This window comes from Winogradskyella vincentii (assembly GCF_020166345.1).
Lineage (GTDB): Bacteria > Bacteroidota > Bacteroidia > Flavobacteriales > Flavobacteriaceae > Winogradskyella > Winogradskyella vincentii.
This window is the reverse complement of the sequence record NZ_JAIUJS010000001.1, coordinates 119672-145154: the sequence shown is the minus strand read 5'-3', so window position 1 is coordinate 145154 and position 25483 is coordinate 119672. Positions and strand designations below refer to the sequence as shown.

The 25483-nt window shown below is 32.3% G+C and carries 25 protein-coding genes; 10 read left to right on the top strand and 15 right to left on the bottom strand.

Annotation, left to right across the window (positions count from 1 at the left end; translation table 11 throughout):
- From LBV24_RS00710 to LBV24_RS00690, 5 genes are read right to left on the bottom strand one after another with little or no spacing between them, the layout of a single operon-like run.
- Positions 1 to 2151, bottom strand: a complete 2151-nt coding sequence (locus LBV24_RS00710) for an AAA family ATPase (protein ID WP_224476687.1) — start codon at positions 2149 to 2151, stop codon at positions 1 to 3.
- Positions 2148 to 2381, bottom strand: a complete 234-nt coding sequence (locus tag LBV24_RS00705) for a hypothetical protein (protein WP_224476686.1) — start codon at positions 2379 to 2381, stop codon at positions 2148 to 2150. The genes LBV24_RS00710 and LBV24_RS00705 overlap by 4 nt, the downstream gene beginning before the upstream one ends.
- A gap of 11 nt (positions 2382 to 2392) precedes the next feature.
- Positions 2393 to 4597 (bottom strand): DEAD/DEAH box helicase family protein, encoded by a 2205-nt coding sequence (locus LBV24_RS00700; RefSeq protein ID WP_224476685.1) that lies wholly within the window; start codon positions 4595 to 4597, stop codon positions 2393 to 2395.
- On the bottom strand, positions 4590 to 5726 hold the full coding sequence (locus tag LBV24_RS00695) for a cysteine desulfurase family protein (protein ID WP_224476684.1): 1137 nt from the start codon (positions 5724 to 5726) through the stop codon (positions 4590 to 4592). Before LBV24_RS00695 ends, LBV24_RS00700 begins: the two co-directional genes overlap by 8 nt.
- Positions 5723 to 7192 (bottom strand): DUF2779 domain-containing protein, encoded by a 1470-nt coding sequence (locus LBV24_RS00690; RefSeq protein ID WP_224476683.1) that lies wholly within the window; start codon positions 7190 to 7192, stop codon positions 5723 to 5725. The genes LBV24_RS00695 and LBV24_RS00690 overlap by 4 nt, the downstream gene beginning before the upstream one ends.
- 542 nt (positions 7193 to 7734) lie before the next feature.
- Between LBV24_RS00690 and LBV24_RS00685 the strand changes: the two genes are divergently transcribed.
- The 3 genes from LBV24_RS00685 to LBV24_RS00675 all read left to right on the top strand — a co-directional run bounded on the left by LBV24_RS00685 (position 7735) and on the right by LBV24_RS00675 (position 10405).
- Entirely contained in the window at positions 7735 to 9078 is a 1344-nt protein-coding gene (locus tag LBV24_RS00685) for an alpha-amylase family glycosyl hydrolase (protein ID WP_224476682.1), read from the top strand.
- Between the two features lie 221 nt (positions 9079 to 9299).
- Positions 9300 to 9545 (top strand): hypothetical protein, encoded by a 246-nt coding sequence (locus tag LBV24_RS00680; RefSeq protein WP_224476681.1) that lies wholly within the window; start codon positions 9300 to 9302, stop codon positions 9543 to 9545.
- A gap of 83 nt (positions 9546 to 9628) precedes the next feature.
- Complete coding sequence (locus LBV24_RS00675) at positions 9629 to 10405, top strand: adenylate/guanylate cyclase domain-containing protein (RefSeq protein WP_224476680.1); 777 nt, start codon at positions 9629 to 9631, stop codon at positions 10403 to 10405.
- Between the two features lie 22 nt (positions 10406 to 10427).
- Here LBV24_RS00675 and LBV24_RS00670 read toward each other — a convergent pair whose 3' ends face one another.
- Positions 10428 to 10958, bottom strand: a complete 531-nt coding sequence (locus LBV24_RS00670) for a hypothetical protein (RefSeq protein ID WP_224476679.1) — start codon at positions 10956 to 10958, stop codon at positions 10428 to 10430.
- Positions 10959 to 11059: 101 nt separating this feature from the next.
- Between LBV24_RS00670 and LBV24_RS00665 the strand changes: the two genes are divergently transcribed.
- Positions 11060 to 11518: an RNA methyltransferase gene (locus tag LBV24_RS00665; protein WP_224477147.1), complete on the top strand. Its 459-nt coding sequence runs from the start codon at positions 11060 to 11062 to the stop codon at positions 11516 to 11518.
- A gap of 204 nt (positions 11519 to 11722) precedes the next feature.
- A complete protein-coding gene (gene era / locus LBV24_RS00660) occupies positions 11723 to 12601 on the top strand; it encodes a GTPase Era (RefSeq protein ID WP_224476678.1) in 879 nt (292 codons plus the stop codon).
- A gap of 3 nt (positions 12602 to 12604) precedes the next feature.
- On the opposite strand, the gene LBV24_RS00655 is transcribed toward era, so the two are convergent.
- Complete coding sequence (locus tag LBV24_RS00655; RefSeq protein WP_224476677.1) at positions 12605 to 13126, bottom strand: GTP-binding protein; 522 nt, start codon at positions 13124 to 13126, stop codon at positions 12605 to 12607.
- A 91-nt stretch (positions 13127 to 13217) separates the two neighbouring features.
- Between LBV24_RS00655 and der the strand changes: the two genes are divergently transcribed.
- Positions 13218 to 14522, top strand: a complete 1305-nt coding sequence (gene der, locus LBV24_RS00650) for a ribosome biogenesis GTPase Der (RefSeq protein WP_224476676.1) — start codon at positions 13218 to 13220, stop codon at positions 14520 to 14522.
- Between the two features lie 93 nt (positions 14523 to 14615).
- Here the strand turns inward: der and LBV24_RS00645 are convergent, their stop codons facing one another.
- Genes LBV24_RS00645 through LBV24_RS00625 form a run of 5 tightly spaced genes read right to left on the bottom strand, consistent with a single transcriptional unit; the run spans position 14616 to position 17789 of the window.
- Positions 14616 to 15431, bottom strand: a complete 816-nt coding sequence (locus LBV24_RS00645; protein WP_224476675.1) for a TPM domain-containing protein — start codon at positions 15429 to 15431, stop codon at positions 14616 to 14618.
- Entirely contained in the window at positions 15431 to 15868 is a 438-nt protein-coding gene (locus tag LBV24_RS00640; protein ID WP_224476674.1) for a TPM domain-containing protein, read from the bottom strand. Before LBV24_RS00640 ends, LBV24_RS00645 begins: the two co-directional genes overlap by 1 nt.
- A gap of 8 nt (positions 15869 to 15876) precedes the next feature.
- Positions 15877 to 16476 carry a LemA family protein gene (locus LBV24_RS00635; RefSeq protein WP_224476673.1) on the bottom strand — a complete coding sequence of 200 codons (600 nt, stop codon included), beginning with the start codon at positions 16474 to 16476 and terminating at the stop codon, positions 15877 to 15879.
- Positions 16477 to 16486: 10 nt separating this feature from the next.
- The gene (locus LBV24_RS00630) at positions 16487 to 16816 is read right to left on the bottom strand and encodes a MerR family transcriptional regulator (RefSeq protein ID WP_114300715.1); all 330 of its coding nucleotides are present in this window, start codon (positions 16814 to 16816) and stop codon (positions 16487 to 16489) included.
- Position 16817: 1 nt separating this feature from the next.
- Positions 16818 to 17789, bottom strand: coding sequence for a M23 family metallopeptidase (locus tag LBV24_RS00625; protein WP_224476672.1), 972 nt, complete (start codon positions 17787 to 17789; stop codon positions 16818 to 16820).
- Positions 17790 to 17922: 133 nt separating this feature from the next.
- On the opposite strand from LBV24_RS00625, the gene alaS reads away from it, so the two are divergent.
- Positions 17923 to 20538 carry an alanine--tRNA ligase gene (gene alaS / locus LBV24_RS00620; RefSeq protein ID WP_224476671.1) on the top strand — a complete coding sequence of 872 codons (2616 nt, stop codon included), beginning with the start codon at positions 17923 to 17925 and terminating at the stop codon, positions 20536 to 20538.
- A 30-nt stretch (positions 20539 to 20568) separates the two neighbouring features.
- On the top strand, positions 20569 to 21519 hold the full coding sequence (locus LBV24_RS00615; protein ID WP_224476670.1) for a GSCFA domain-containing protein: 951 nt from the start codon (positions 20569 to 20571) through the stop codon (positions 21517 to 21519).
- Between the two features lie 179 nt (positions 21520 to 21698).
- On the opposite strand, the gene LBV24_RS00610 is transcribed toward LBV24_RS00615, so the two are convergent.
- The 3 genes from LBV24_RS00610 to LBV24_RS00600 all read right to left on the bottom strand — a co-directional run bounded on the left by LBV24_RS00610 (position 21699) and on the right by LBV24_RS00600 (position 23701).
- Complete coding sequence (locus LBV24_RS00610) at positions 21699 to 22142, bottom strand: HEAT repeat domain-containing protein (protein WP_224476669.1); 444 nt, start codon at positions 22140 to 22142, stop codon at positions 21699 to 21701.
- A 63-nt stretch (positions 22143 to 22205) separates the two neighbouring features.
- Positions 22206 to 22670, bottom strand: a complete 465-nt coding sequence (gene coaD / locus LBV24_RS00605; RefSeq protein ID WP_224476668.1) for a pantetheine-phosphate adenylyltransferase — start codon at positions 22668 to 22670, stop codon at positions 22206 to 22208.
- A gap of 53 nt (positions 22671 to 22723) precedes the next feature.
- Entirely contained in the window at positions 22724 to 23701 is a 978-nt protein-coding gene (locus tag LBV24_RS00600) for a D-alanine--D-alanine ligase (protein ID WP_224477146.1), read from the bottom strand.
- Positions 23702 to 23828: 127 nt separating this feature from the next.
- Here LBV24_RS00600 and LBV24_RS00595 point away from each other — a divergent pair, with 127 nt between their 5' ends.
- Together LBV24_RS00595 and LBV24_RS00590 are read left to right on the top strand one after the other, a co-directional pair.
- Positions 23829 to 24377 (top strand): PASTA domain-containing protein, encoded by a 549-nt coding sequence (locus LBV24_RS00595; RefSeq protein ID WP_224476667.1) that lies wholly within the window; start codon positions 23829 to 23831, stop codon positions 24375 to 24377.
- Positions 24378 to 24386: 9 nt separating this feature from the next.
- Positions 24387 to 25421 carry an RluA family pseudouridine synthase gene (locus LBV24_RS00590; RefSeq protein ID WP_224476666.1) on the top strand — a complete coding sequence of 345 codons (1035 nt, stop codon included), beginning with the start codon at positions 24387 to 24389 and terminating at the stop codon, positions 25419 to 25421.
- Positions 25422 to 25483 lie beyond the last annotated feature (62 nt).

The window sequence follows — 25483 nt, the reverse complement described above, 5'->3', positions numbered from 1 at the left end:
TTACAATTCTATTCTTTTAGTATTAATTGTTTTTAAATTCTTTTCATCAAAAGGCCTTTCTAATTTCACCCAGAATGCTTTATCACGTTTTACCTTGTCAAATTCAGGTTTGACATATAAATTTTTGTCTTCATCTTTTGCAAGGTAATCCTTAATCAAAATGATTGTTTGATTATCCGTTTCATAAATAAGGTTTAAAAACTCTGTCATTTTGCTTTCCCCAAAGGAAGAAGTTGGTGCATCAAAAAGCATTGGGTATTTATCATCTCTAACTTCTTTAGATAATTCAGAGATTGCTAACAAAATTGAAATATGCATTGATGTTAAAAGTGATTGGTTTGGGGAGTAAAATATACTACCATCTTCCTCTTGTAGTTGTATTTTGACCTTAATTTTAGCGCCAGTTTTTACAAGTTTAAAATCAATAATTCCAGTAAAAGCATCAACATTTATTTTGGAAAAAATTTGATTTGATTTCTGTGAAAGTAATTGAATAAACTCTTCAAATTTTCTGTCTTTAGTATCTCTAAATATGGTGTCAATATCCCTTAATATATTCCTAGTATTTATTAAAAATGTATTGGCATTAGATAAGTCAATTTTTTCTTTTTCAGCTTCAAGGACTTTTAGTTCTTCATCAAAGCCTTTAATTTTATGCTTATAATCAACAGCATCCTCATTCAGTTTATTGACGTCATTTTGCCACATATTATAGTCTTTAAGAACAACACCTAGTCTTTCTGAACCAAGAGTTGAATTACCAATAATTTTATTTCTTTGTTCTAGTTCATGTTCTAGTTTAATTTTTAAATTGGCAACTTCATTCTTTCTCTCTTGATTGAACTTGAAAAGCTCTCGAATTTCAGTTTGAATATTGTTTAATTTTGAAAATTCATCTTCTTGATTTGTGCTAAGATTGACTAGTCTGTTCATGTAATTATACTGAAATAGTTTTTCTGGCTGTTCTTCCTCTTCATTAATTACCTCTTGAGAGTTGATGTAATTTTCTAATCGTTTTCTCATAAACTCTAAAGCTTCAGAGCCCTCTGGCGCTGGTCTGTTACACACTTTACACACCTTTTCATTTACCATTTCTTCCATTATCGCTAGAGAAGGAACATTCATTGGAAGAGGCACTAAGTCATTAATTATTTCTAACCTAGCTTTTTTTTCACCTTCTTTTATTCCTAGTTCCCTATCGAATTTTGATTGTAATTTTCTTTTTTCTTTGCTTAAGCTTGATACTTTTTCTGAAAACTCCTTTTGTATATTTTTAAAGTTCATCAAAATCCAATTTTCATCGAATAAAGAAGTGGTATAATTTTCAGAAATAAGACTCTCAGTTTTTGAGATTTGATCTTCAATTTTTCTAATCCTTTTATTTATTGTTTCTAAAGCTTCTGCGTTATTTATGAATTTTTCTACTTCTTGAATATTCTTTTTTGTCTTTTCAATATTATCCGTAGTTTCATTAAGGAAGGTAATTTGATCATTCTTTTTTCTTTTGAAGTAATTAATATTCTCTTCAAGTCTTTTATATTCTTTTTGGTTTTTGGTATTATTTTTGGATTCCCTATTCACTGCCTTTTCAGCTTCTGAAAGCAAAAATTCACCTCTATCTTCATACTTATCATAATACCTGGCATCAGAAAAAAGTTTTATTAAATTACCCAGAGCTTCATCATTATCAAATATGTTAAGTTCTTCTTCACCTTTAAACATTGAATATCTTCTTATCTCGCTAGGGAACAATTGTTCTAGTAAACTTTTACCATCAACCGGACTCCTTTCACCATTATTGGATTCTTCAATACCTTTCAGGGCTACCTTTCCAACATCGTATTCATTATCATTTGTTTTAGTTACGGAAAACTCTTTGGATAAAATTTTAGTTTCACCGAAATGCTCCACAATTATTTCCACTCTAACTCTAAACGATTCGTCAGCAACTTTTTCGTCAAGAGCTTTCTTGGACACAAGTAATTCTAAATTGTCATTATTGTTGCTGAATAACCATTCTAAAGCCTCAAAAAACTTGGTTTTACCCTCACCATTTTCACCTAATAAAATATTTAAACCATCTGCGAGGTTAAATTTTTTAATACCGTAATAGCATAAATAATTCTCTATTGTAACTTCTTTAATTGTCATACTGCCGATTCATTTAAAAATTGAGTGATTTGACTATAAAGTGCTTTATCAGAAGGAGCATTATAATCTTCCGTTTTATCTACTATTAATGCTATAGCTTTTACTATTGGATGTTTAGAGTTAAGTCCTTCAGATACTCTGTCAGGAATATCATTTTCATTTATTTCATATTTTTCTACAATAATTTCATGTTGTAAAAAGCTCTTAAAAATCTTGTCTTTTCTTGCCATATCTATTTATATTAGTCACACTCTAAATTTAGGTTGTAGTAATTTAGAATAGGTTTTAATGTATTATATGTGTCTATCTTATTTAATGCTAAGCAGGAGAAATCTATTACTCTTTCTAATTCTTTCGCAATCATATTTTTTTCCATGTCATAGGTTGATTCATCATTTGGTTCTGGGATTACGACTAGGTCATGTATAACTGCATAAGTTTTGTCGTCATGAGTTCTTAATACTCTACCTCTTCTTTGTACAAACTGTCTTGGGTTTCCAGTACTAGCACAGAATATAGCTAACTCAGATCTTGGAACATCTACACCTTCATCTAAACATTTCATAGAAGTTAAAACATCCACATCACCATTTTGAAATTTTTCAATAACGTCATCCCTATCAATTGTTCTTGAGGTGTATTGTTTAACCATAATTGAACTGTCTGTTCTGCTCACTGCTCTCGTATATTCATTAATTAAAGATACCTCTTCAGTATTTTCAATATATTCATCAACGTATTCGTAGTTAGGTTCAACACCCTCAGGAACGTAAACTAAGGTGTATTTTAGATTTTTTCTTAAGTTGAATTCGTTGTTTAAAATTTCAATAAATTTTGGAAGCTTATTTTGTGCCTTGTGTTTTATTCGAGATCTTTCAAGTAATAGCATTTCCACTTCTTGACAATCTTTGTATTGACCCGTCTCTGAATCAATGTACTTCTTTAATTTATCTAGTATTTCTTTCCATTTTTTGACCTCAACATCAGTTAGCTTTACAATATGAGGATAGTACTTGTATTCGCTTAACCACCCTTTCTCCATTGCTTGTTTCATTGTATATCTAAAAACAAAAGGAGGTGAATCATTAAAAAAGGCTTCAATACTTTTATTTCCTTCATCATCGTATTTTCTATCAGGAGTGGCAGATAAACCAATTCTTTTGCCCAAGTGAACTTTTTGGATTGCTTTTGACACATTGTTTGATCCTAAATTATGTGCTTCATCTGCGATAAATAAGGTGTCCTTTGGTAAATTAAGAAAGTGGGATTGGAAATTTTTCCTGTAGAAAGAAGCGTAGGTGACTATTATCACAAATGATATATCAATAAAGTTACTAGCGGAATTTAAAAAAGAAACATTTTTTGGCCACTTTTCCTTAGAGCTTATTGTTATGATGTTATTAAAATTAAATTTTCTACACTCCTTTTCCCATTGATTTACTAATGCTATTGTCGGCACTAAAATTACAGCTTTATAATGTCCTGAATCTTTATATTCATTTAACAAACAATTTAATGAAGTAAGAGTCTTTCCTGTCCCTGTAGCCATAGCAAACAGTCCTTTTTTATCGTTATCCACCCATTTTTTATAGGCCGTTTTTTGATAATCTCTTGGGCCATCAGGAAAAGGGAATTTTGGAGAATTTTCTATTTTGATAAACTCATTTAGTTTAATGGTTGCAGCTTTAACTGATTTGATAATTTTAGTATTTTTTAATGAATTGTTTTTTGTTTGAATTAGTTCTTTTTCTTGGATAATTAGCTCTTGAATGTTTTTATCTCCAAATTCATCTTTTATGGCAGTTTTAATTTTATCCACATCTAAGTATTCTACTATTTCAGATTTGCCTGAAAATAGATTTTCAAAATCTTTTTTTTGTTTTTTTATTTTTTTTAAATCATTTGCCTCCCAAGATAGCCTACAATCTAATTCCTCTAAATTTTCTAAAAACCCATAATAAGTGAAATTGCATGATGATTTAAAGCTTACATAATTTTCTCCATCACCAAAAACCCCAGATTTATAATGTGAAATTCCTTTTTTGTTTTTTGGCTTGATAATTTTTAAATCAATCTTGTCATTGGCTATTAACCATGCAAAACACTCAAAAAAGTGTTTTCCATAATTGTCTAATGACGATTTTAGTTCTGCTATATCATCAAAATTATAAATAGTAGAAAAATTCTCTTTGTCTTTTCCACGTAGAATGGCATCCTTATCTTCCTCTGATAAAATGTTATTTATTACAGCTCTCATTTTACCACCTGAATATATAAAGTTTGCAAAGCCCAAAGACAGAACATTCAGAGCTGAAGAACTAAAATACCCTAATAATAAATCAAAGGATGAACTATTGCAAAGAGCATCAATATAAAACTGAAGAGGTTCGTCTTCACTCCCAGATTTGTAATCTCTATCCTCTGCCCAATTTACTTCTTTAAGCATACCTAGAATTTAAGTGGTTAGCTAATGATTTAGTTAATGAGTCAATATCATCTTTTGAAGTGTATTTGTCAAGAGATATTCTTAAGTAATTATTCTCAAACTCACCTTTTTTTAACATTGATTTTATAACATGTGATTCTTCAATGATTTCAGAGTTACAAGCGGAGCCATTACTCACAGCAGTAGATATGAATTTGTCAATAAAAATATTAGAATTTAAATTTGGTATAACAATGTTTAGGATATGTGGAACTCGTAATTGTTTTTTAGAAATTTCTTTAAAATCAGTTATTTTGTTTAACTCATGAATTAAATATTGGTTTAGTTTTAAGATTTTGTTCTTACTTTCCTCCATTTCTGATTTTAAAATTTCACAAGCTTTACCTAAACCTACTATGGCAGGGGTATTATATGTTCCAGATCTTAATCCTTCTTCTTGATTTCCGCCATGAATCAAGGGCATTAGCTTTACGGAATGCTTTTTAAAAAGCACACCAATCCCTTTAGGACCATTAATTTTATGTCCAGAAAAACAAAGCATATCAATATTATCGCTTACAACATCTACAGATAACTTACCAATAGCTTGGGTTGCGTCACAAAAAAAAGTAATATTTAATTCATTGGCTACTTTACCTATTTCATTTATTGGTTGAATAACACCTGTTTCATTGTTAACGTACATAATTATAATTAAACAGGTATTATCCTTTACGGAATTCCGTAATTCTTCAATTGAAATAATTCCATTTTCATCAACATCTAAATATGTTATTTCGTATCCCTTTGTTTCAAGATATTCACAAGTAGATAAAACCGCTTTATGCTCCGTTTTAACAGTAATTATATGATTTCCTTTGTCGTCATTTGATTCAACGAAACCCTTTAACGCCAAATTAATAGCTTCAGTTGATCCAGAAGTAAAAATTAATTCACTAGGACTACAATTAATTAATTCAGAAACTTTTAATCTTGACTTTTCTATTGCTTGTTTAGATTGGTTTCCAAACTTATGATTACTTGATGCATTTCCATAAAAATTGTGATAATAGAGCAGCATTTCATCAAGAACTCTTTCATCTACTTTAGTTGTAGCTGCTGTATCTAAATATTTTATTTTTTTGTTCAATTTAAAGCTATTAAATATTCATAAATTTTAACCATCCCCAATGTATCCAATTCACAATATTTAAGCAAGTCTTTCCTTACTTTTTCTAGGTCTTCAAACTCTTCAGGATTTAAAATTGTTCTTCCCCAAGTGTCTAATGCCATTGTTCCGTTTTGGATATTTAAATCTTTATAAGAAAGGTTGGGAACAAGTATTGGCAAAACATTTTTAATAGAGGTCCTTCCTAGGAATCTATAATCAACGTATAGTGTATGAAAAACAGTTTCTAAATCAAACATGTTATCGTTGACATATTGTAAGTAAGATTCATATTCTGGAAACAGTTTCATCATTTCTTTATTCCTGCTAGTTTCAAAAGGTGCATACCATGAAATGAAAGTGCCAGTTTCACCAGTTGTATCTTTCATTAGTTTCAAAAGATTCTCAGGTAATTCTAAGTTGTCTGATAAGTATTCATCGTGTTTTAATGTACTATCAGATAAAAGGGTATGAATGCTAACCTGAAAAGTTAAATGTTCATGTGGACTCATCCCGTCTAGTTTAGGGACAGCAGTAGGATAAGTTTCATAGTCAATAAAATGCAATGGAAACTTTAGTTTATTTAAAGTTTGGTGAATTTCATTTTTGTTAATTATTGGCTCTTTTCTTTTATTGGATAATACCTGTAATTGCTGTTTCTCATTTAAATCAAAATTGTCAGGAACATCTTCAATTTGAAGTGCACCTAACTCTCTTAATTTTTCTATTTTCTTAGCACTTATTCTATTTATCTCGTATATACTATGATTTTCAACTTGTGGGTTGAAGTATTGACATGCATCACAATGATTACTTCTTGTTTTTTCTAAACAGGAACATTGAGTTAAGTCAATGTCTTTCTTAATAAGATTTAAAGCGGCATTGATGTCATTAACAGTTGAAGAGTAAATAGTATTAACGTCATCAGTCACATCAACAATCTCTAATAATTCTGTAGGCTCAATTGTTCCTTGTTTTACGTAGTCTTTGTTTAAGTGGACAATGGAAACTTGACTAACTGTATAGCCACATTCTGTCATTACATATTTTTGAAAACAGGCATCCTTTATATGGTTATGTTTCTTATCGGTTTTTATTGAATTACTAGACTTTACTTCGTAAATATGCCAACTGCCATCACCTTTTCTTTCTAAAATATCAATTACGGCATATGCACCTTTTTGTGTTTCAAATGATGGTTGAAAATAATGTGAATTATTGTCACTTAATGATAATTCAGTTTGTTTAGGTGTGGTAAAACTTGGAAGTTTATTTCCATTAGGAAATAGTTTCTGGGCATAAGATTCAACTTCATAACCTTCTTTAATCAACTTCTCTAAGAAAAGTGAAAACTCACCTTTTGGATAATCTTCTTCTTTGTTCTTTAGTAGCCATAGAGATTCTGGACAATGTAGGTATTGAATAAAATTGGTTTTAGTTAGTTGCATAGATTCAATAAAAACTTTTAAAAGTTTTGATTTACTATTGCTAATTTTGGAGGGAATTAATTAGGAATTATAAAGATAATATTTTAACAGGAAAAGGGAAACTATTCGACACCCTTTTTAAAAACAATGTCATAACATATTGAGCATAAGGTATTAATACTCACTGGTTCGAGTCCAGTTCCCGCTACAACTGGCCAAATACGAAAGTGTTTGGCTTTTTTTGTACAATAGATTTGTATAAAATTGAAATATCAAAAAAGAAAAATATTTATTCAAAATTAGTTTTGTTATATAGGCTACCCGTCTAAGTCCAACTTGCTTTAACAATTTAATCCAGTTCCTGATATTATTTGAATCATATGAAAAAGATGAATTTTACCCAAATAATATTTAATTTTTTGAAATATTAGAATAGTCATTAAACTTAGGTTGGATAAATCGTTTAGCCGGCTGCCATTGACTTTTTAAATTGGTTTAATGTTGAATCTACGATTCTTTCTGAAATACTTTTTTTATGATAATTTGTTTTTTACTTTTATTACATGAGGAATTTAGTTTTTATCTTTTGTTTGGTATTGGTAGGGTGTTCTAAATCTGATTCCAATTCTAACAATAGCTCAGATCAAAATGACAATACTTTTGAAGATACCGGAATTAGTATTTATGCTGACGATGATCCGACGAATGATGTGTTGATGCAAGTGTTTTGGTGGGATAGTTTCAATGATTTGAAAATATCTAATTATGATTCTTATTATCATTATATAAATAGTCTAGTTGTAGAATTGTCTAATGCTAATATTGATTTATTATGGTTTCCGCCTGTAAGCGAGGGAGAAGGAATGGGATACCACCCAAGGAAACTGTATGATTTTAATTCATTACACGGTACAGAAGCACAACTTGAAAGTTTACTTTTTAACCTTAACGCTAGAGAAATGCATGCAATGGCTGATTTAGTTTTTAATCACCGTATAGGAACCGCTACTTGGACAGATTTTACAGAACCGTCATGGTCATGTGAATCTATTTGTATAGATGATGAAGGTTTTACCAATCCAGATGCTTTCGGGACTACACCTTGCGGAGAAGAAGATGAAGGATGGAGCTGGGGCGGTGCTCGAGATCTTAACCATCAAAGCGAAGAGGTTCAAGAAGGCTTAAAAACATATTTAACACATTTGAAAAATTTAGGTTTTGATTCTTGGCGTTATGACTATGTCAAGGGTTTTCCAGCTAAGTATGTAGGGGAATACAATGCTTTTACTTCCTATTATTATTCTGTTGGTGAATTTTGGGATGGTAATGTAAATCTGATTAAAGCTTGGGTAGATCAAACCGGGACAACGATTTCTGGACAAACTACTAATAAGGCAGGTGCATTTGATTTTGCTTTGAAATATAAATTACATGATGCTTTTGTAGATAAAAATTATAACATTTTAAATCAAGATCATTCACTTGCAAATATTCCAGGTTATGGCAGTAAATCAGTTACATTTCTAGATAATCATGATACAGGTTGTGTTAACCGAGATGATTGTGATAATTTATATTCCACAGATATAAATAATATTTTAAAAGGTTATACTTATTTGCTAACACATCCAGGTATTCCTATGGTTTGGATATATCATTACCTCTATTCAGATCCCGCTGGGACATTGAAAAACGATATTAATGATCTAATAGAAATACGAAAAGAGAATGGTATTAATGCTAATAGTGTTGTAGATATTATTGAAACTATTGATGGAAATAGTGGTTACTATTTAGCACAAATTGATAATAAAATCCTTGTTAAAATCGGAGAAGGTTCTTTTCAGCCCGATAATGATTGGGAATTGATTAAATCCAGACCAGGAATAAATATTTGGAAGAAATAGTATTGCACAATTCTTGCCGAAAATAAGTTGGTACTATTGGGGTTACGACCTTACAAGATTAATTAGTTTAATCAACTGATTTTATTCTCTATTGATATTAAGGTAATTTTATAGAGCTATTCCATAATAGAATTGCTCGAAAATTATTAATAATCAAAATATTATATTTGATAGAATTAAGAAATTAAATTCGGGTAATTTAACTTCTTATGTTTATATATATGATAAATTTAAGCCCAAAATTTAGAAGAAATCTTTTGCAAGTTATTCCTTTTGGAATCATTTGGTTAATAAATGGTTGGGCGTTTTTATGGAGCGAATATGCAGTTCTAGGTGATCAAGTGGATGCTGTTGATGCAGCAATTAAAATTACACCATACATCGTTGTCTTTGCTAGTATAAGTATTTTTATTACTGGTTGTCTTGTAGGTATTATTGAGGTTGCATTTATGTATAGTTTTTTGTAAATGGAAGCTTTCCTCAAAAAATTATAGGTAAATTTCTACTTTATGGGTTGTTGTTTTTTGCACTTATTTTTATATTCTATGTATTGGCAACTAGTATAGAAACAAAAACTTCATTGTTCAGCGCTTCGGTGTTGGATCAATTTACCAACTTCTTCTTTAGTTTCACATATATTACCATTGGGTTGCAACTTGGGTTTTCATTAATTGTTTCGTTGATATATGCTGAAATCAGTGATAATCTTGGACAAAATGTATTTCTTAATTTTTTTACTGGAAAGTATCATAAACCTGTAGTAGAACAACGTATTTTTATGTTCACAGATATGAAGTCCTCAACAGAATTTGCGGAACAATTAGGACATATTAGATATTTTGATTTCTTAAAAGATTACTATAATGATTTATCTGACGCCATTATTGAAAACTATGGTGAAGTGTATCAATATATTGGTGATGAAATTGTCATTTCCTGGGATCTTAATAAAAAGAATGCGATTCTTAACAGTATCAATTGCTTTTATGCAATGGAAGAGGATTTGTTAAAAAAGAAGGATTGGTATCTTAAAAAATATGATGTATATCCTGACTTTAAAGGTGCGCTTCATCTTGGTGAGGTTACTACTGGAGAAATAGGAGCTCTTAAAAAAGAAATATTCTTTACTGGCGATGTTCTTAATACCACAGCTAGAATTCAAGGACTTTGCAATCAGTATCCAACGGATCTTTTAATATCACAAGATTTCTTAGATAAACTTGACTACAAAGAAGGCTTTGAAATAAATCATATCGGTAAAGTTCCTTTAAAGGGAAAGAACGAGTCTAAAGAACTTTATACCGTTCAAAAATCAAGAAACATATAATTTTTCATCAGGAGCTTTATTATTAAACGCGATTTTTATCAATCTTAGTTGATTTTTTCTTTTCATTCCGTTCTGGTGGGATAATATAGCGGTTGTTATCATTAAAGAATTGATTTCTCATTGCCTCCATGCGTTTAAGCATATCATCCATGTTAGGAAAGTTTGGATTAATTCTATTTGAAAAAAAATCGTCTTCAAAAAAATCGTCATTAAAATATTGCTTCATAATTGAATCATGTGACTTAAAACTTTGTGTGTTTGGTTTAAGCATTGAAAAATGATTTCTTAGTAAAGAGTGCATTCGATGATTCAAACTGTCAACTTCAATACCTTTTATAGGACCAACAGATGACCAGGTATAAACTGAATCATATCTAATTATATTGCCGTTTTCATCTACCTCTTTATTAACCTTCCAACTTTCTTTGGGTTGTTCAAGGCTATCTCCACTTATTTCAGCTTTAGACGGTTTTTCTTTTAGAATTTTATTGTCTTGGGCATTGCAACTTGTAGCTAAAATTGTTGCAAGCAAAAAGAATACTAACTTTTTCATTGGTTACAATTTTAAATTATACAAACTATCAATTTTCAATCAAAAAAAATGCCAATTTTAAGCAGACTTCAATTTTGTCAGATAGTATTATTTTTGTCAGTATGAATGATAATTTGGTAAACGAATTCTTTGGTATAGGTATTCAAAATGGTAAAACGCCAGAAAATTTAGGTGTTCTTTGGCGTTCGGCGCAGAATTTAGGTGCCAGTTTTATATTTACCATTGGTAATCGCTATGCTAAGCAAGCTTGCGACACTCATAATGCCGTGAAATCTATGCCTTATTTTCATTACGAATCTTTCGAGGACTTCTTCAATAATCTTCCGAAAGGTGCCAGATTGGTTGGTGTGGAGCTTACTGACAAAGCCGAACCCCTAGAATCATTTAAGCACCCTAGACGTTGTGTTTACCTATTGGGTGCAGAAGATCATGGGCTTTCTAAAGAAGCCATAGAAAAAAGTCATTTTTTAGTGAAGTTTAGTTCTCAACTTAGCCTTAATGTATCCGTTGCTGGCAGTATTGTGATGTACGACAGGCAATTAAGTAAACCTAGATCTTAAAAACTATTAAAACAAATTACTAAATTCAAAATATTACTTAAGCCTATCCTTTATAATACTGGATGAGTTTTAAAACCATACATATGAATTGTATTCCATTTATTGGTTTTAAAAAAAAACTGTAAATGAATCAATTTTTCTTCTGTTAAGGATTTAATCTCTCCAATGGAATTAAAGGTTGTAACTTTGCAAAAAATAAATTAGATGCACAAAGCTGGTTTTGTAAATATTATTGGTAACCCAAATGTTGGTAAATCTACCCTGATGAATGCATTTATGGGTGAGAAATTATCCATTATTACATCTAAGGCACAGACAACTAGACATCGTATTTTAGGAATTGTAAATGGAGAGAATTTTCAAGTTGTATTAAGTGATACGCCAGGTATTATAAAACCTGCATACGAATTGCAAGAATCTATGATGGGATTTGTTAAGTCTGCATTCGAAGATGCAGATTTATTAATCTATATGGTAGAAATAGGAGAGAAGGAATTAAAGGATGAGGCATTTTTTAATAAAATCAAAAACTCTAAAATACCTGTATTACTACTACTAAATAAAATAGATAGTTCAAATCAAGAACAACTAGAAGAACAATCCGAGTTGTGGCAACAAAAGGTTCCAAATGCAGAATTTTATCCTATATCGGCATTGAATGGATTTAATGTAAAAAATGTGTTTGATAGAATTATTGAGTTACTACCAGAGTCACCTCCATTTTATCCAAAGGACCAGATTACGGATAAACCTGAGCGATTTTTCGTTAATGAAGCCATCAGGGAAAAAATATTAGTGCACTACAAAAAGGAAATTCCTTATGCAGTAGAAGTTGATACTGAAGAATTCCTAGAAGAAGAAAACATCATTAGAATGCGCTCTGTTATTATGGTAGAACGAGAAACCCAAAAGGGAATCATAATTGGGCATAAAGGTTCTGCTTTAAAACGTGTAGGTGTAGAAGCACGTAAAGACTTAGAAAAGTTTTTTGGGAAGCAAGTTCATTTAGAGCTATACGTTAAAGTAAACAAGAATTGGCGTAGTAATCAAAGGCAATTAAAACGATTTGGTTACAATCAATAGTAATTAATTGATTGAGTGAATGTCTTGACTTCTTAAGGTATCTCTCATAAAATGATGTAGTTCGTGCATTTGATCCATGCCAGTCCTCTTTCCTAGACGACCTCCAAAGTAAAGTGCAAACCAAATCACTACCATTAATAGCGTAACGAATAATTGAATTGCATAACTGCTTTCTAAGGACCAATTTACATAAGCCCAAATAGCAAATCCAATAAAAAAACCTGCTACAACAAAATGGAAAAACATGAACATGGTCCAAACTGTCGGATTTGGTCCAAATAAACCATAAATCATACTGGTATCTTTCTCGCCATAGTCTTCATTTATTTCTAAATGAAGTTGCGGCGACCAAAAATGTTGTTTCTCCTTGGGTATTTTTATAAAAACATGGTCATCAACGCGAGTTACGATGAAATCTGATTGAGATTTGCTTTTTTCTTCAAATAAAGACAATAGCACATTATTAACTTCATTGACTTTAAACTTAAATCTTGGCCTTAATATTATTTCATTAGAGAGTTCCATAATCAGGTGATGCGGTAACATCTTCAATTTACATAATTTCTTTTAAATTAAATATAAGATTTAATACTACCTTTGCGGCAAGAATTAGAGTATGGGAAATATAGTTGCAATAGTAGGTAGACCAAATGTTGGTAAGTCAACTTTTTTTAATCGTCTTATACAAAGACGAGAAGCAATTGTTGATGCAGTTAGTGGTGTAACTAGAGATCGTCATTACGGTAAAACAGATTGGAATGGCAGGGAATTCTCATTGATTGACACAGGTGGATATGTTGTAGGTAGTGACGATGTATTTGAGGCCGAGATTGATAAACAGGTAGAGTTAGCTATAGATGAGGCTGATGCCATTATTTTTATGGTCGATGTAGAAAGTGGTGTTACTGGTATGGACGAAGATGTTGCCAAATTATTGCGAAAAGTAGATAAGCCGGTTTTTTTAGTGGTTAACAAAGTAGACAACAACAAGCGCGCTGAAGATGCTGTCGAGTTTTATTCACTTGGATTAGGTGATTATTATACAGTAGCAAGTATTAACGGAAGCGGGACAGGTGATCTACTAGATGCAGTGGTAGAGGCATTACCCGAGAAAGAAGAAACAGAAGAAGAAGCTTTACCAAGATTTGCAGTTGTTGGTCGCCCTAATGCAGGTAAATCATCATTTATAAATGCATTAATAGGTGAGGATAGATATATTGTTACTGATATAGCTGGTACAACACGAGATTCTATCGATACTAAATACAATCGATTTGGTTTTGAATTTAATCTTGTTGACACAGCGGGAATAAGACGTAAATCCAAGGTAAAGGAAGATTTGGAGTTTTATTCCGTAATGCGAAGTGTAAGAGCCATTGAACACTCTGATGTTTGCCTATTGGTTTTGGATGCTACACGTGGTTTTGATGGCCAGGTGCAAAATATTTTTTGGCTGGCAGAACGCAATAGAAAAGGAATTGTAATATTGGTAAACAAGTGGGATTTAGTTGAAAAAGACAATAAAACGGCTAAAGAATTTGAAAAGCATATAAGAAAGCAAATTGAGCCGTTTACGGATGTTCCAATTGTTTTTATTTCTGTGTTGAATAAGCAACGGATTTTTAAAGCAATTGAAACTGCAGTAGAAGTCTATAAAAACAGAACTAAACGCATTAAAACTAGTGTTCTTAATGATACCTTGTTACCGATTATTGAACATTTTCCGCCTCCTGCTTATAAAGGTAAATTTGTAAAAATTAAATACATAATGCAACTGCCAACACCACAACCGCAGTTTGCATTCTTTTGTAATCTACCGCAATATGTTAAGGAACCTTACAAGCGATTTTTAGAGAATAAACTTAGAGAACATTTCGATTTTACAGGTGTTCCAGTGAGCGTTTACATGCGAAAAAAATAGTAGTAAAATTATATTTGTTTTCATTCGGTGTTTAACAATCATGCGATATAATAACAGGGTTGACTAATTAGCTGTATGTTGATTTAACTTTTTTCACCAACCTCCTGAGGCACCACCACCTCCAAAACTGCCTCCTCCGAAACCACCACCGAATCCACCAGAGCTTCCACCACCAAATCCGCCAAATCCACCAGATGACGATCCACGAGAATAGCTGCCACGGCCCATATTGCTTAAAATAATAGCTTCGAGTAGACTTCTCCTATCCGAACGGTTTCCACGATTTCCACCGCCTCCTCCTCGTCTACTTTTCGAAATAGCAATGATTAATATTATGAAGACGATTAACATTATTATAAATAATTCAATAGGGAAGTCTGTTGTATTGCTCTGCCGTGTGCCCTGATATTCACCATTTAAGACTTCAAAAATAGCTTCAGTTCCTCGGTTAAGTCCTCCATAATAATCGCCTCTTTTAAAATAAGGGATTATTTCTCTATCAATTATTCGCTTGCTCATGGCATCAGTTAATAGATGTTCTACGCCTTTTCCTGTATTAATACCAATTTTCCGGTCATTTTTAGCCAGTAGAATTAATACACCGTTATCCTCTTTTTCTTGGCCAATGCCCCATTTTTCACCCCATTGTGCACCCAGATAATTGATGTATTCACCTTCGGTAGAATTAATAATAGCGACTACAATTTGTGTTGAGGTAGTATCAGAGTACCTCACTAAATTCTGTTCTAAGGTACTTTTCTCTGAAGCATTTAATAGATTAATATAATCATAAACACTAGTTTGAAATTCTGGTTTGGGCGGAATTTCAAATTGGGCATAAGAGCAATGCACCGAGAAAATAACTAAGACGATTGAAATTTTTGAAACGATGGATTTTAAATACTGCATTAGCCTTTAGAAATTGTGTTATCTAATTCATTTCTATCGCCATACTCCCAGGGAAAGTATTTAGATAGTTCTTGGCCAGCTTCAGAAACGCCATCGATTAGTCCTTGTTTAAAATTCCCGTTTTTGAAATGTTGTTGAATTTTGTCTCTGGTTGAATTCCAAAAACTCTCACCAACTTTTTCATTGATACCTTTATCTCCGTAAACCACAAAAGATTTATTGTCAACTGCCACATAGATAAGTACACCATTTCTTTGAAGCGTATTATCCATTTTTAAAAAGTGGAAAACTTCAAGCGCATGATTATATATGTCACCATTATAATTCTGCTCAATGTGTACACGTATCTCACCAGAAGTATTACGTTCTGCAATACGGATAGTTTCAATGATTTCCGTTTCCTCTTCTGATGTCAGGAAATCTTCAATATGTGGCATATGGTGAATTAATTAAATTTAAAGTTTACATCAGGAACTTTTTCACTTCCAGGTTCTGCCTGATATCTTGGCATTTCTTCAAAACCGAATAATCCTGCTAATAACTTTCCAGGGAATTTCGTAGTATGTTTATCGTAGATGTTTACTGCTTCGTTGTAACGGTCTCTAGCAACATTAATTCTATTTTCTGTTCCTTCTTGTTGCGCTTGAAAATCTCTAAACTGTTGTGTTGCTTTTAAATCTGGATAACGCTCAAAAGTTGCGATTAATCTACTAAATGAACCTTTTAATTGACTCTGAGCTTGTTGAAATTTCTCCAGGTTTTCAGGTGTTAAATCATCAATATTTATATTTACTGATGTTGCTTTGGAGCGTGCTTCAATTACTTCGTTTAAGGTTGTTCTCTCAAAATCTGCTGCGCCTTGTACCGTCTTAATTACTGTGCTGTATAAATCGCTTCTACGTTGGTATGTACTTTCTACATTAGACCATGCGGTTTTTGCATCAGCTTCATATTCAACTGCAGTATTATTAAAACCTACTGCCCATTGATATATTCCAAAGGCAATAACTGCGATTACTATTACAGGGATTAACCATTTTTTCATATTGATAAGTTTATAGTTGTGATTTAATTTTATTTAGTTGTGCCTTTATATTTTCTAGCTTTTCAATGATTTCGTACTTCTCTAGTGCTTGTTTTTTTTCTTCCTTTAAATGAATTTTAGCGCCTTCTAAAGTAAATCCACGCTCTTTTACCAAATGATAAATGAACTTTAAATTTTTAATATCATCTGGCGTAAATTTCCTATTCCCTTTTGCATTCTTCTTTGGTTTGATAACATCAAACTCCTTTTCCCAAAAGCGTATCAAAGAAGCGTTAACCTTAAATGCCTTGGCAACTTCCCCAATCCCATAATATCTTTTTTCTGGTAAATCTATGTGCATTCTAATCTAAGGATTGGTTTTCTAATGATGCTTTTTCCAGTAGTTTATCAAACTCTTCAGCTGATAGGTTTCCGTAATAGAAATTAATTGGGTTAATACGGTTTCCGTCTTTAAAGACCTCATAGTGCAAATGTGGTGCTTCTGATCGACCTGTACTACCTACAAAGCCGATTAAATCACCACGCTTTACGCGCTGATTTACACGTACATTATATTTATATAGGTGTGCATATAAAGATACGTAACCAAATCCGTGGTCAATACGGATATGCTTACCATATCCAGTTGCACTATTGTCTGCACGTTTTACAATTCCATCACCAGTTGCGTAAACAGGTGTGCCACGTGGTGCTGTAAAATCCATTCCAAAATGAAACTTTCTCACTTTGGTAAAAGGGTCAGTTCTAAAACCGTATCCAGAAGCAACTCTTGTAAGACTTACATTATTTACTGGTTGAATGGCTGGTATGGCTTCTAAAAACTTTTCTTTGTCTTCTGCAAGTTTGGCTATTTCATCCAATGATTTGGATTGTACTACTATAGCCTTTTCGAGAATATCTAATCGCTTATTTGTTTCAGCTATTAACTGTGAATTATCAAAGCCTTCATACTTTTTATAACGATTTATACCTCCAAATCCAGCACGTCTTTGTTCATCTGGTATTGGATTGGCTTCAAAATATAGTCTATAGATGGCGTTGTCACGTTCTTCAACATTTTCTAATGCCGCAATTGCATCATCCATTCTCTTGTTGAGTAGCTGGTATTGTAATTCCATATTTTGCAATTCACGAGCCAGTTCACGTTCTTTTGGTGATTCAACGTATTGACTCACAATGAAGAATGAAAGAAATCCAAACAATCCCGCAGCAGTAAGAAACAACATAATATATTTAAATGTTGTTCTTTTCTTACGTCTTATTTTTCGGTAAGAAAGTGTTTCGGAATCATAATAATATTTTACCTTACCCATATTGCAAATTATACTATTTTTGCAGCTAATAAAAACATTTTGTAGCCCAATTTTATTAGCGTAACGACCAAAGATAAAAATTGTTTTGCAATTGTGGGAATTTAATATAGAATCAAGCTCTAATTAATTGCATATGAAATCTAAAGATATTCGTGCTAAATTTTTAAACTTCTTTAAAGGGAAGGAACATCTTATTGTGCCTTCTGCGCCGATGGTTGTAAAAAATGACCCAACACTGATGTTTGTTAATTCTGGGATGGCACCATTTAAAGAGTATTTTTTAGGTAATGCAGTGCCTAAGCAAAACAGAATTGCAGATACACAAAAATGTTTAAGAGTTTCTGGAAAGCACAATGATTTAGAAGAGGTTGGTTACGATACTTACCACCATACACTTTTTGAAATGCTTGGCAATTGGAGTTTTGGTGATTATTTTAAAAAGGAAGCCATTGCTTGGGCTTGGGAATTATTGACCAAAGAATATGGTATTGATAAAGATATGCTTTATGTCACTGTGTTTGAGGGAAGTGATGATGATGATAAACTGGAAATGGATAATGAGGCTTTTGATATATGGAAACAATACATTGATGAAGATCGAATTTTAAAAGGTAATAAGAAGGACAATTTCTGGGAAATGGGTGAACAAGGTCCTTGTGGTCCATGTAGCGAAATACATGTAGATATTCGTTCTGCTGAAGAAAAGGCAAAAGTAAACGGTAGGGATTTGGTAAATATGGACCATCCTCAGGTTGTTGAAATATGGAATTTAGTTTTCATGCAGTACAACCGAAAAGCTAACGGATCTTTAGAAGTATTACCTAACAAACATATTGATACAGGAATGGGCTTTGAACGTCTTTGTATGGTACTACAAGGTGTACAGTCTAATTATGATACCGATGTTTTTACGCCGATTATTCGTGAGATTGAAACTATTACTAGTTCAAAATATGGTGAAGACGAAAAAATTGATGTTGCAATTAGAGTAATATCAGATCATGTAAGAGCAGTTGCATTTTCAATTGCAGATGGGCAATTACCTAGTAACACAGGTGCTGGTTATGTAATTCGTAGAATTTTGAGAAGAGCGATTCGATATAGTTTTACATTCTTAAACCAGAAAGAACCATTCATTTACAAGTTAGCAGATACTTTAGGGAATCAAATGGGTGAGGCATTTCCAGAAATTAAATCTCAAGAACGACTTATTGAGAATGTGATAAAGGAAGAGGAGCAGTCTTTTTTAAGAACATTAGATCAAGGCTTATTATTATTGGATAAAGTAATTGAAAATACTACATCAAAGACTGTAGATGGTAGTAGAGCTTTTGAATTATATGATACCTACGGCTTTCCTTTAGACCTAACCCAATTAATAGCTAGAGAGAAAGGGTATGAAGTTGATGAAGCCGGTTTTGATTCTGAAATGCAAAAGCAAAAAGATCGCTCTAGAAATGCTTCTGCAACCGAGACTTCAGATTGGGTGATATTGAGAGAAGACGATACGGAAGAATTTATAGGTTATGATACGTTAACTGCAGATGTGAAGTTAACGAGATATAGAAAAGTAGTTTCTAAGAAGGATGGCGATCAATATCAACTTGTTTTTAATTTAACACCGTTTTACCCAGAAGGTGGTGGGCAAGTTGGCGACAAGGGACTCATTGAAGTTCCAAATGGTGATATTGTTTATATAACAGACACAAAAAAAGAGAATAATCTTATTATTCATATAACCAAGCAATTACCAAGTCATTTAGAAGATACGTTTAAGGCTGTTGTTAATGACGAGCATAGAAGACTTTCAGCGAGCAATCATACGGCAACTCATTTGTTGCATCAGGCATTAAGAACAATTTTAGGAACGCACGTAGAACAGAAGGGATCTTTAGTAAAACCCAAATCTTTGAGGTTTGATTTTTCCCATTTCTCTAAAGTAGATGCAGATCAGTTGCAACAAATTGAAGATTTTGTTAATGCAAGAATACGTGAAAACTTACCTTTAGAAGAACAACGAAATATCCCAATGCAAAAAGCCTTGGATGAAGGTGCTATTGCTTTGTTTGGTGAAAAGTATGGTGATAGTGTAAGAGCAATACGGTTTGGTCAATCCATGGAACTTTGTGGTGGAACACATGTTAAGCAAACAGGTGATGTTTGGCATTTTAAAATTAAATCTGAAAGCGCAATTGCCTCTGGAATAAGAAGGATAGAAGCTATAACCAATGTAGCTGTTGGTGAATATTTTGAGAATGTAGATAAACAATATGAAGCGGTAAAACAGGTTTTGAAAAATCCTGCTGAACCTGTAAAAGCACTTCAAAATCTTCAAGAAGAAAACGCAAGTTTAAAAAAGCAAATCGAAGCTTTGTTAAAAGATAAGGCGAAGAATTTAAAAGGTGATTTAAAAAATGAAATCACTGATGTTAATGGTATTCAGTATTTGGCCAAAAAAGTAGATTTAGATGCCAAAGGAATTAAAGATCTTTGCTTTGAGCTAGGCAATCAATCTAACAATCTTTTCTTGTTGTTTGGTGCAGATAATAATGGCAAAGCCATACTTTCTTGCTACATATCCAAAGAACTTGTAGCGAGTAATGGCCTTAATGCGGGCACCATTGTAAGGGAGCTTGGCAAGTTTATCCAAGGTGGAGGTGGAGGTCAACCATTTTTCGCAACTGCAGGTGGTAAAAACCCGGCAGGAATAGAAGAGGCTTTAAAAGCTTCTGAGGACTATCTCAAATAAGCAAAAACATTTGTTTTTGGAGTTTATACGATGGATTTACAAACTAAAATACCATTAAAAAGGCAACCATATAATCAGATTGATTATGATTCAAAGGTTCTCTTTCTTGGGTCGTGTTTTTCTGAGAATATTGGTCAAAAATTTGACTATTATAAACTACAATCTGTAATAAATCCATTTGGTATTTTATTTCAACCATTAGCCATAGAAAACCTTATTACTAGAGCTATTAATCAATCATATTATGAGAAAAATGAACTCCTAAAGGTTCAAGATCGTTGGGTTTGCCTTGATGTACACTCTAGATTAGACAGAAGCTCAGAAGATGATTTATTGAATTTATTAAATCATCATATAGATAAGACTGGACAACAGCTTAGAACATCTTCACATATAGTGATTACCCTTGGTACTTCTTGGGTATATAGATTTATTGAAACCGATGAGGTTGTTGCTAATTGCCATAAGATTCCTCAAAAAAAGTTTTTGAAAGAGCTTTTGAAAGTTGAAGAAATTGAAGAAAGCCTGCACTCTATGGTGAGTTTAATAAAATCTGTAAACAAAGAAGTTTCTGTTTTATTTACCATTTCTCCGATACGTCATATTAAGGATGGAATAATAGAGAACAACCAGAGTAAATCTCACTTGATATCGGCTATTCATAATGTCGTAGATCCACGTCATAAATTGCATTATTTCCCAGCTTATGAAATTATGATGGATGAGTTAAGAGATTATCGTTTCTATAAGGAAGATATGATTCATCCAAGTCAATTAGCAATTGACTATATATGGGAAAAATTTAAGCCTGTTTGGTTTACGGATGAAGGTTTGTCAATGATTGAAAGCATTGGAAAGATTCAGGCCAAACTCTCTCATAAACCATTTAACTCGGATTCTGTTGAGCACAAGAAATTTTTGGCTCAATTAGAATTAGATATTAACAATATTCGTAAGAAATATCCTTATCTATCTTTTTGAGAATTAGATAAGTAACAACAAAAACCCACTTTAACATTTAAAATGTGTTTTTTATCGAAAAAACGGCAATTACATTTTAATTAGTTTTAAATTTAGAATGCTATTAATCAAGTTTTTGAAAGCATCATTTATTTTCTGTAAAAAACAAAAAATATGTGATGCTTTTTTTGTGCCCTTATTTATCTAATAGGTCGATTCAATCTTTCTTTTACCAGATCAAAACTCTTTTTACTTGCACGTTCCCATCTATAGATATTCGATTTCTTTTTAGGTTTTGGTGATTTATTCTTTTTGTCATTAAATAATTTCACCCAGTGAAAACGCTTTCGGTTTATTATTTTGGAAGTCTCCATGTCAACATCTAGAATTTCTAATGCATTGAGTGCAGCTATGGATACATGATGGATGTTATCATGAATTGCCAAAAGTAAAAGTGGTATTGATGATCTATCATTTATTTCAGCCAATGCTGTTGCTGCCAAGGGCCTTGTTTTGTAGTTTCCATGTTGTAGAATAAATCTTAGTTTTTCGCTCTCATTATTATACTTCCATCTATTAATGGTGTTTTGGTTGGGTTTTAACCATTTTAGTTTAATAAGGAGAAAAGAAATTGGACGAAACATGACAAATAAAGGCTATACTTTATATGTCCTGATTTTAATGAAATAGTTACAGTTAAATGGTATCTAGTCTTGATCTGGCAATACTACACTATCTGGTACCAAAACGGAATAATTACCATTATTTCTAATGACGTCTCTTACAATTGATGATGATATATAAGATGTTTTGGCAGCGGTTAACAAGAATACAGTTTCGATTTTTGAAAGCCTTCTATTGGTGTGAGCAATAGCTTTCTCAAACTCAAAATCTGCAGGATTTCTCAATCCTCTTAAAATAAATTTTGCATTTACTTCTTTGCAATAGTCTACTGTAAGACCACTATATGTCGTAACCTTTACTTTTGGTTGGTGTTTGAATGCTTCTTCAATAAACTTTTGACGCTCTTCAATTGAGAACATGTATTTTTTATCTGCATTTATACCAATAGCAACAATAATCTCATCAAATAGTTTTACACCGCGTTTAATAATATCGTAGTGCCCTAAGGTAATTGGGTCAAAAGATCCTGGGAAGATGGCTCGTTTCATGCTTTAATTCTTTATAAGCTATTGGTGTCGAAGTATTGATTAAGCAAATATAATTAATTCTGTATTGCCTCTTCAATGGCATTATTGAACAGAGCTTTTAAACTAATTCCTGCTTCATTAGCCTGTTGAGGTAATATGCTTTCTTTCGTTAGACCAGGTACGGTATTCATTTCCAAGAAATAGGGATGGTCGTTTTTAAAAATAAACTCACTTCTGGAAAACCCTTTCATTTTTAGAATTTCATAAATACGTTTTGCCTCAGTATTTACTTTGTTTTTGTATTCCTCAGAGATTCTTGCTGGAGTAATTTCTTGAGACTTTCCTTCATATTTAGCTTGGTAATCGAAAAAATCATTTTCTGAAACGATTTCCGTGATAGGTAATACTAATGTTTCTCCTTGGTAAGATATAACACCAACAGATACTTCTACGCCATCTAAGAATTCTTCAATTATAATTTCATTATCCTCTTTAAAGGAAGCGTCAATGGCAGGTTTAAGTTCTTCTTTATTGTATACTTTAGAAACACCAAAACTACTACCTGCCTTATTGGCTTTAACAAAGCATGGTAAACCAACTTTGTTTATTATTTCATCTTCATTAATGCTATCACCGTAATTAAGGTAATAGTTTTCAGCAGTTTTTATGCCATATGGTTTTAAAGTAGATATGAGATCCCTTTTGTTAAAGGTAAGAGCGGCTTGGTACATACTACAGCTTGTATGTGGTATATCAAGTAACTCAAAATAAGCCTGCATATAACCATCTTCTCCAGGTGAGCCATGTATGGCGTTAAACACACAATCAAATGTTACTTTATGGCCTTCAATTTTTACTGAAAAGTCATTCCTGTCTATAGTAAATTTGTCTTCATTATCATCAACATAACACCATTCATCTTTAAAAACATGAATTCTGTAGGCATCATATTTTTCCTTATCCAATGTTTCATATACCACATTACCGCTTTTAAGTGAAATTTCATATTCACTTGAATATCCACCCATTATTATGGCAACATTTTTCTTCATTGTATCTTCTGAAAATCGATAATGTAAATGTATCATTTATTTTGAATAAACTAAATCATTCCTCGATACGTATATAAATTTTATGACGTTATATATTTTATTAGTTTTGTCAATAATCAATTAATTCATGAGTCTAGTCAAATTTCTAACCAGCAAAGTATTTTTTAAACAATTGGCTTTGGCCATTGTAGCCATTGTAGTTTTAAGTTTTTTGGTTTTAAAATGGTTAGATATAACTACTAAAAAAGGTGAATTCGTGGTTGTACCTGATTTAAAAGGTAAATCAGTAGAAACCGTTGAAATAGAACTCAGGGATAATGATCTGGTAATGCAAATTCAAGATTCGGCCAACTTTAATCCAAATTATCCAAAGTATTCTGTTATAGAGCAGAATCCTGTGGCAGGCTCAAAAGTAAAAGAAGATCGTAAGATCTATCTTATTTTGAATCCTTCGGGTTATAGAAAGGTAGAAGTACCTAATATATTAAAACGAACATTAAGGCAGGCAAAACCTACTCTTGAAGCCTTGGAGTTTAAAATTGGTAAGATTACCTACAGAGATGCAATTGGTGAAGGTGTTATGTCAATGTCTCATAATGGCAAACCATTGAAACCAGGAGCTCTTTTGCCACTTACTTCTCAAATAGACTTAGTCGTTGGTAACGGCAAGTTATAAGCTATTGAAATGCCAAATATATCTGATTTAGATACTCAAGATGACGAACTTTACGAGCACTATGCTTTTAGGGTAGAGAAGGGTCAGCAATCTATTAGAGTAGACAAGTATTTAATGAATTTTATGGAAAATGTAACACGCAGTAAAATTCAAAATGCAGTCAAAGATGGGTTTGTCTTTGTAAATGGCAAATCAGTCAAGGCAAGCTACAAGGTAAAACCTAATGATTACGTTACGGTTAAATTTGAACATCCAACTCACGAACAATTACTAGTTGCGGAAGATATTCCGATTGATATAGTCTATGAAGATGACGATGTTCTTGTAGTAAATAAGCCTGCCGGAATGGTGGTTCATCCAGGCCATGGAAATTATTCAGGTACCCTTATTAATGGGTTAATATATCACTTTGAGAATTTACCGAATAATTCTAGTAATCGACCTGGTTTAGTACACAGAATAGATAAGGACACAACTGGTTTATTGGTTGTTGCGAAGACGGAATTGGCGATGACACATTTATCTAATCAGTTTGCAGAAAAGACAAGTGAACGGGAGTATGTTGCTCTTGTATGGGGAAATGTTGAGGAGGATGAAGGTACAATTGAAGGGAATATTGGTAGACACCCTAAAAATAGACTTCAAAATACAGTTTACGAAGGAGAGGACGCATATAAAGGCAAGCCAGCCGTAACACATTATAAGGTCATTGAACGTTTTGGTTATGTAACTTTAGTAAGTTGTAGACTCGAAACTGGCCGAACACACCAAATCCGTGTGCACATGAAGCATATTGGACATACGCTTTTTAATGATGAACGCTATGGTGGAGAAAAGATTCTAAAAGGTACCACCTTCACCAAGTACAAACAGTTTATTTCAAATTGTTTTAAAATTTTACCTAGACAAGCTTTGCATGCTAAAAGTTTGGGTTTTGAACATCCAAGTACAGGAAAATTTTTGCGCTTTACAACTGAAATACCAAAAGATATCCAGTCTTGTATAGAAAAGTGGAGATCTTACGCAAAGCATCAAGATAATTAATAGTACCATTGTTAATATTTGTTGAATGTCATTTCAACTTTTTGAAGGACTTCGTAAATTTA

Bases quoted from the DNA above. Each gene is read 5' to 3' on its own strand.
- LBV24_RS00700 (WP_224476685.1), bottom strand. From the start codon at position 4,597: ATGCTTAAAGAAGTAAATTGGGCAGAGGATAGAGATTACAAATCTGGG.
- LBV24_RS00680 (WP_224476681.1), top strand. From the start codon at position 9,300: ATGATAAATTTAAGCCCAAAATTTAGAAGAAATCTTTTGCAAGTTATT.
- LBV24_RS00655 (WP_224476677.1), bottom strand. From the start codon at position 13,126: ATGGAACTCTCTAATGAAATAATATTAAGGCCAAGATTTAAGTTTAAA.
- alaS (WP_224476671.1), top strand. From the start codon at position 17,923: ATGAAATCTAAAGATATTCGTGCTAAATTTTTAAACTTCTTTAAAGGG.
- der (WP_224476676.1), top strand. From the start codon at position 13,218: ATGGGAAATATAGTTGCAATAGTAGGTAGACCAAATGTTGGTAAGTCA.
- LBV24_RS00690 (WP_224476683.1), bottom strand. From the start codon at position 7,192: ATGCAACTAACTAAAACCAATTTTATTCAATACCTACATTGTCCAGAA.
- LBV24_RS00615 (WP_224476670.1), top strand. From the start codon at position 20,569: ATGGATTTACAAACTAAAATACCATTAAAAAGGCAACCATATAATCAG.
- LBV24_RS00685 (WP_224476682.1), top strand. From the start codon at position 7,735: ATGAGGAATTTAGTTTTTATCTTTTGTTTGGTATTGGTAGGGTGTTCT.
- LBV24_RS00590 (WP_224476666.1), top strand. From the start codon at position 24,387: ATGCCAAATATATCTGATTTAGATACTCAAGATGACGAACTTTACGAG.
- LBV24_RS00710 (WP_224476687.1), bottom strand. From the start codon at position 2,151: ATGACAATTAAAGAAGTTACAATAGAGAATTATTTATGCTATTACGGT.
- LBV24_RS00630 (WP_114300715.1), bottom strand. From the start codon at position 16,816: ATGCACATAGATTTACCAGAAAAAAGATATTATGGGATTGGGGAAGTT.
- LBV24_RS00640 (WP_224476674.1), bottom strand. From the start codon at position 15,868: ATGCCACATATTGAAGATTTCCTGACATCAGAAGAGGAAACGGAAATC.
- coaD (WP_224476668.1), bottom strand. From the start codon at position 22,670: ATGAAACGAGCCATCTTCCCAGGATCTTTTGACCCAATTACCTTAGGG.
- era (WP_224476678.1), top strand. From the start codon at position 11,723: ATGCACAAAGCTGGTTTTGTAAATATTATTGGTAACCCAAATGTTGGT.
- LBV24_RS00595 (WP_224476667.1), top strand. From the start codon at position 23,829: ATGAGTCTAGTCAAATTTCTAACCAGCAAAGTATTTTTTAAACAATTG.
- LBV24_RS00610 (WP_224476669.1), bottom strand. From the start codon at position 22,142: ATGTTTCGTCCAATTTCTTTTCTCCTTATTAAACTAAAATGGTTAAAA.
- LBV24_RS00600 (WP_224477146.1), bottom strand. From the start codon at position 23,701: ATGAAGAAAAATGTTGCCATAATAATGGGTGGATATTCAAGTGAATAT.
- LBV24_RS00665 (WP_224477147.1), top strand. From the start codon at position 11,060: ATGAATGATAATTTGGTAAACGAATTCTTTGGTATAGGTATTCAAAAT.
- LBV24_RS00625 (WP_224476672.1), bottom strand. From the start codon at position 17,789: ATGGGTAAGGTAAAATATTATTATGATTCCGAAACACTTTCTTACCGA.
- LBV24_RS00635 (WP_224476673.1), bottom strand. From the start codon at position 16,476: ATGAAAAAATGGTTAATCCCTGTAATAGTAATCGCAGTTATTGCCTTT.
- LBV24_RS00670 (WP_224476679.1), bottom strand. From the start codon at position 10,958: ATGAAAAAGTTAGTATTCTTTTTGCTTGCAACAATTTTAGCTACAAGT.
- LBV24_RS00645 (WP_224476675.1), bottom strand. From the start codon at position 15,431: ATGCAGTATTTAAAATCCATCGTTTCAAAAATTTCAATCGTCTTAGTT.
- LBV24_RS00705 (WP_224476686.1), bottom strand. From the start codon at position 2,381: ATGGCAAGAAAAGACAAGATTTTTAAGAGCTTTTTACAACATGAAATT.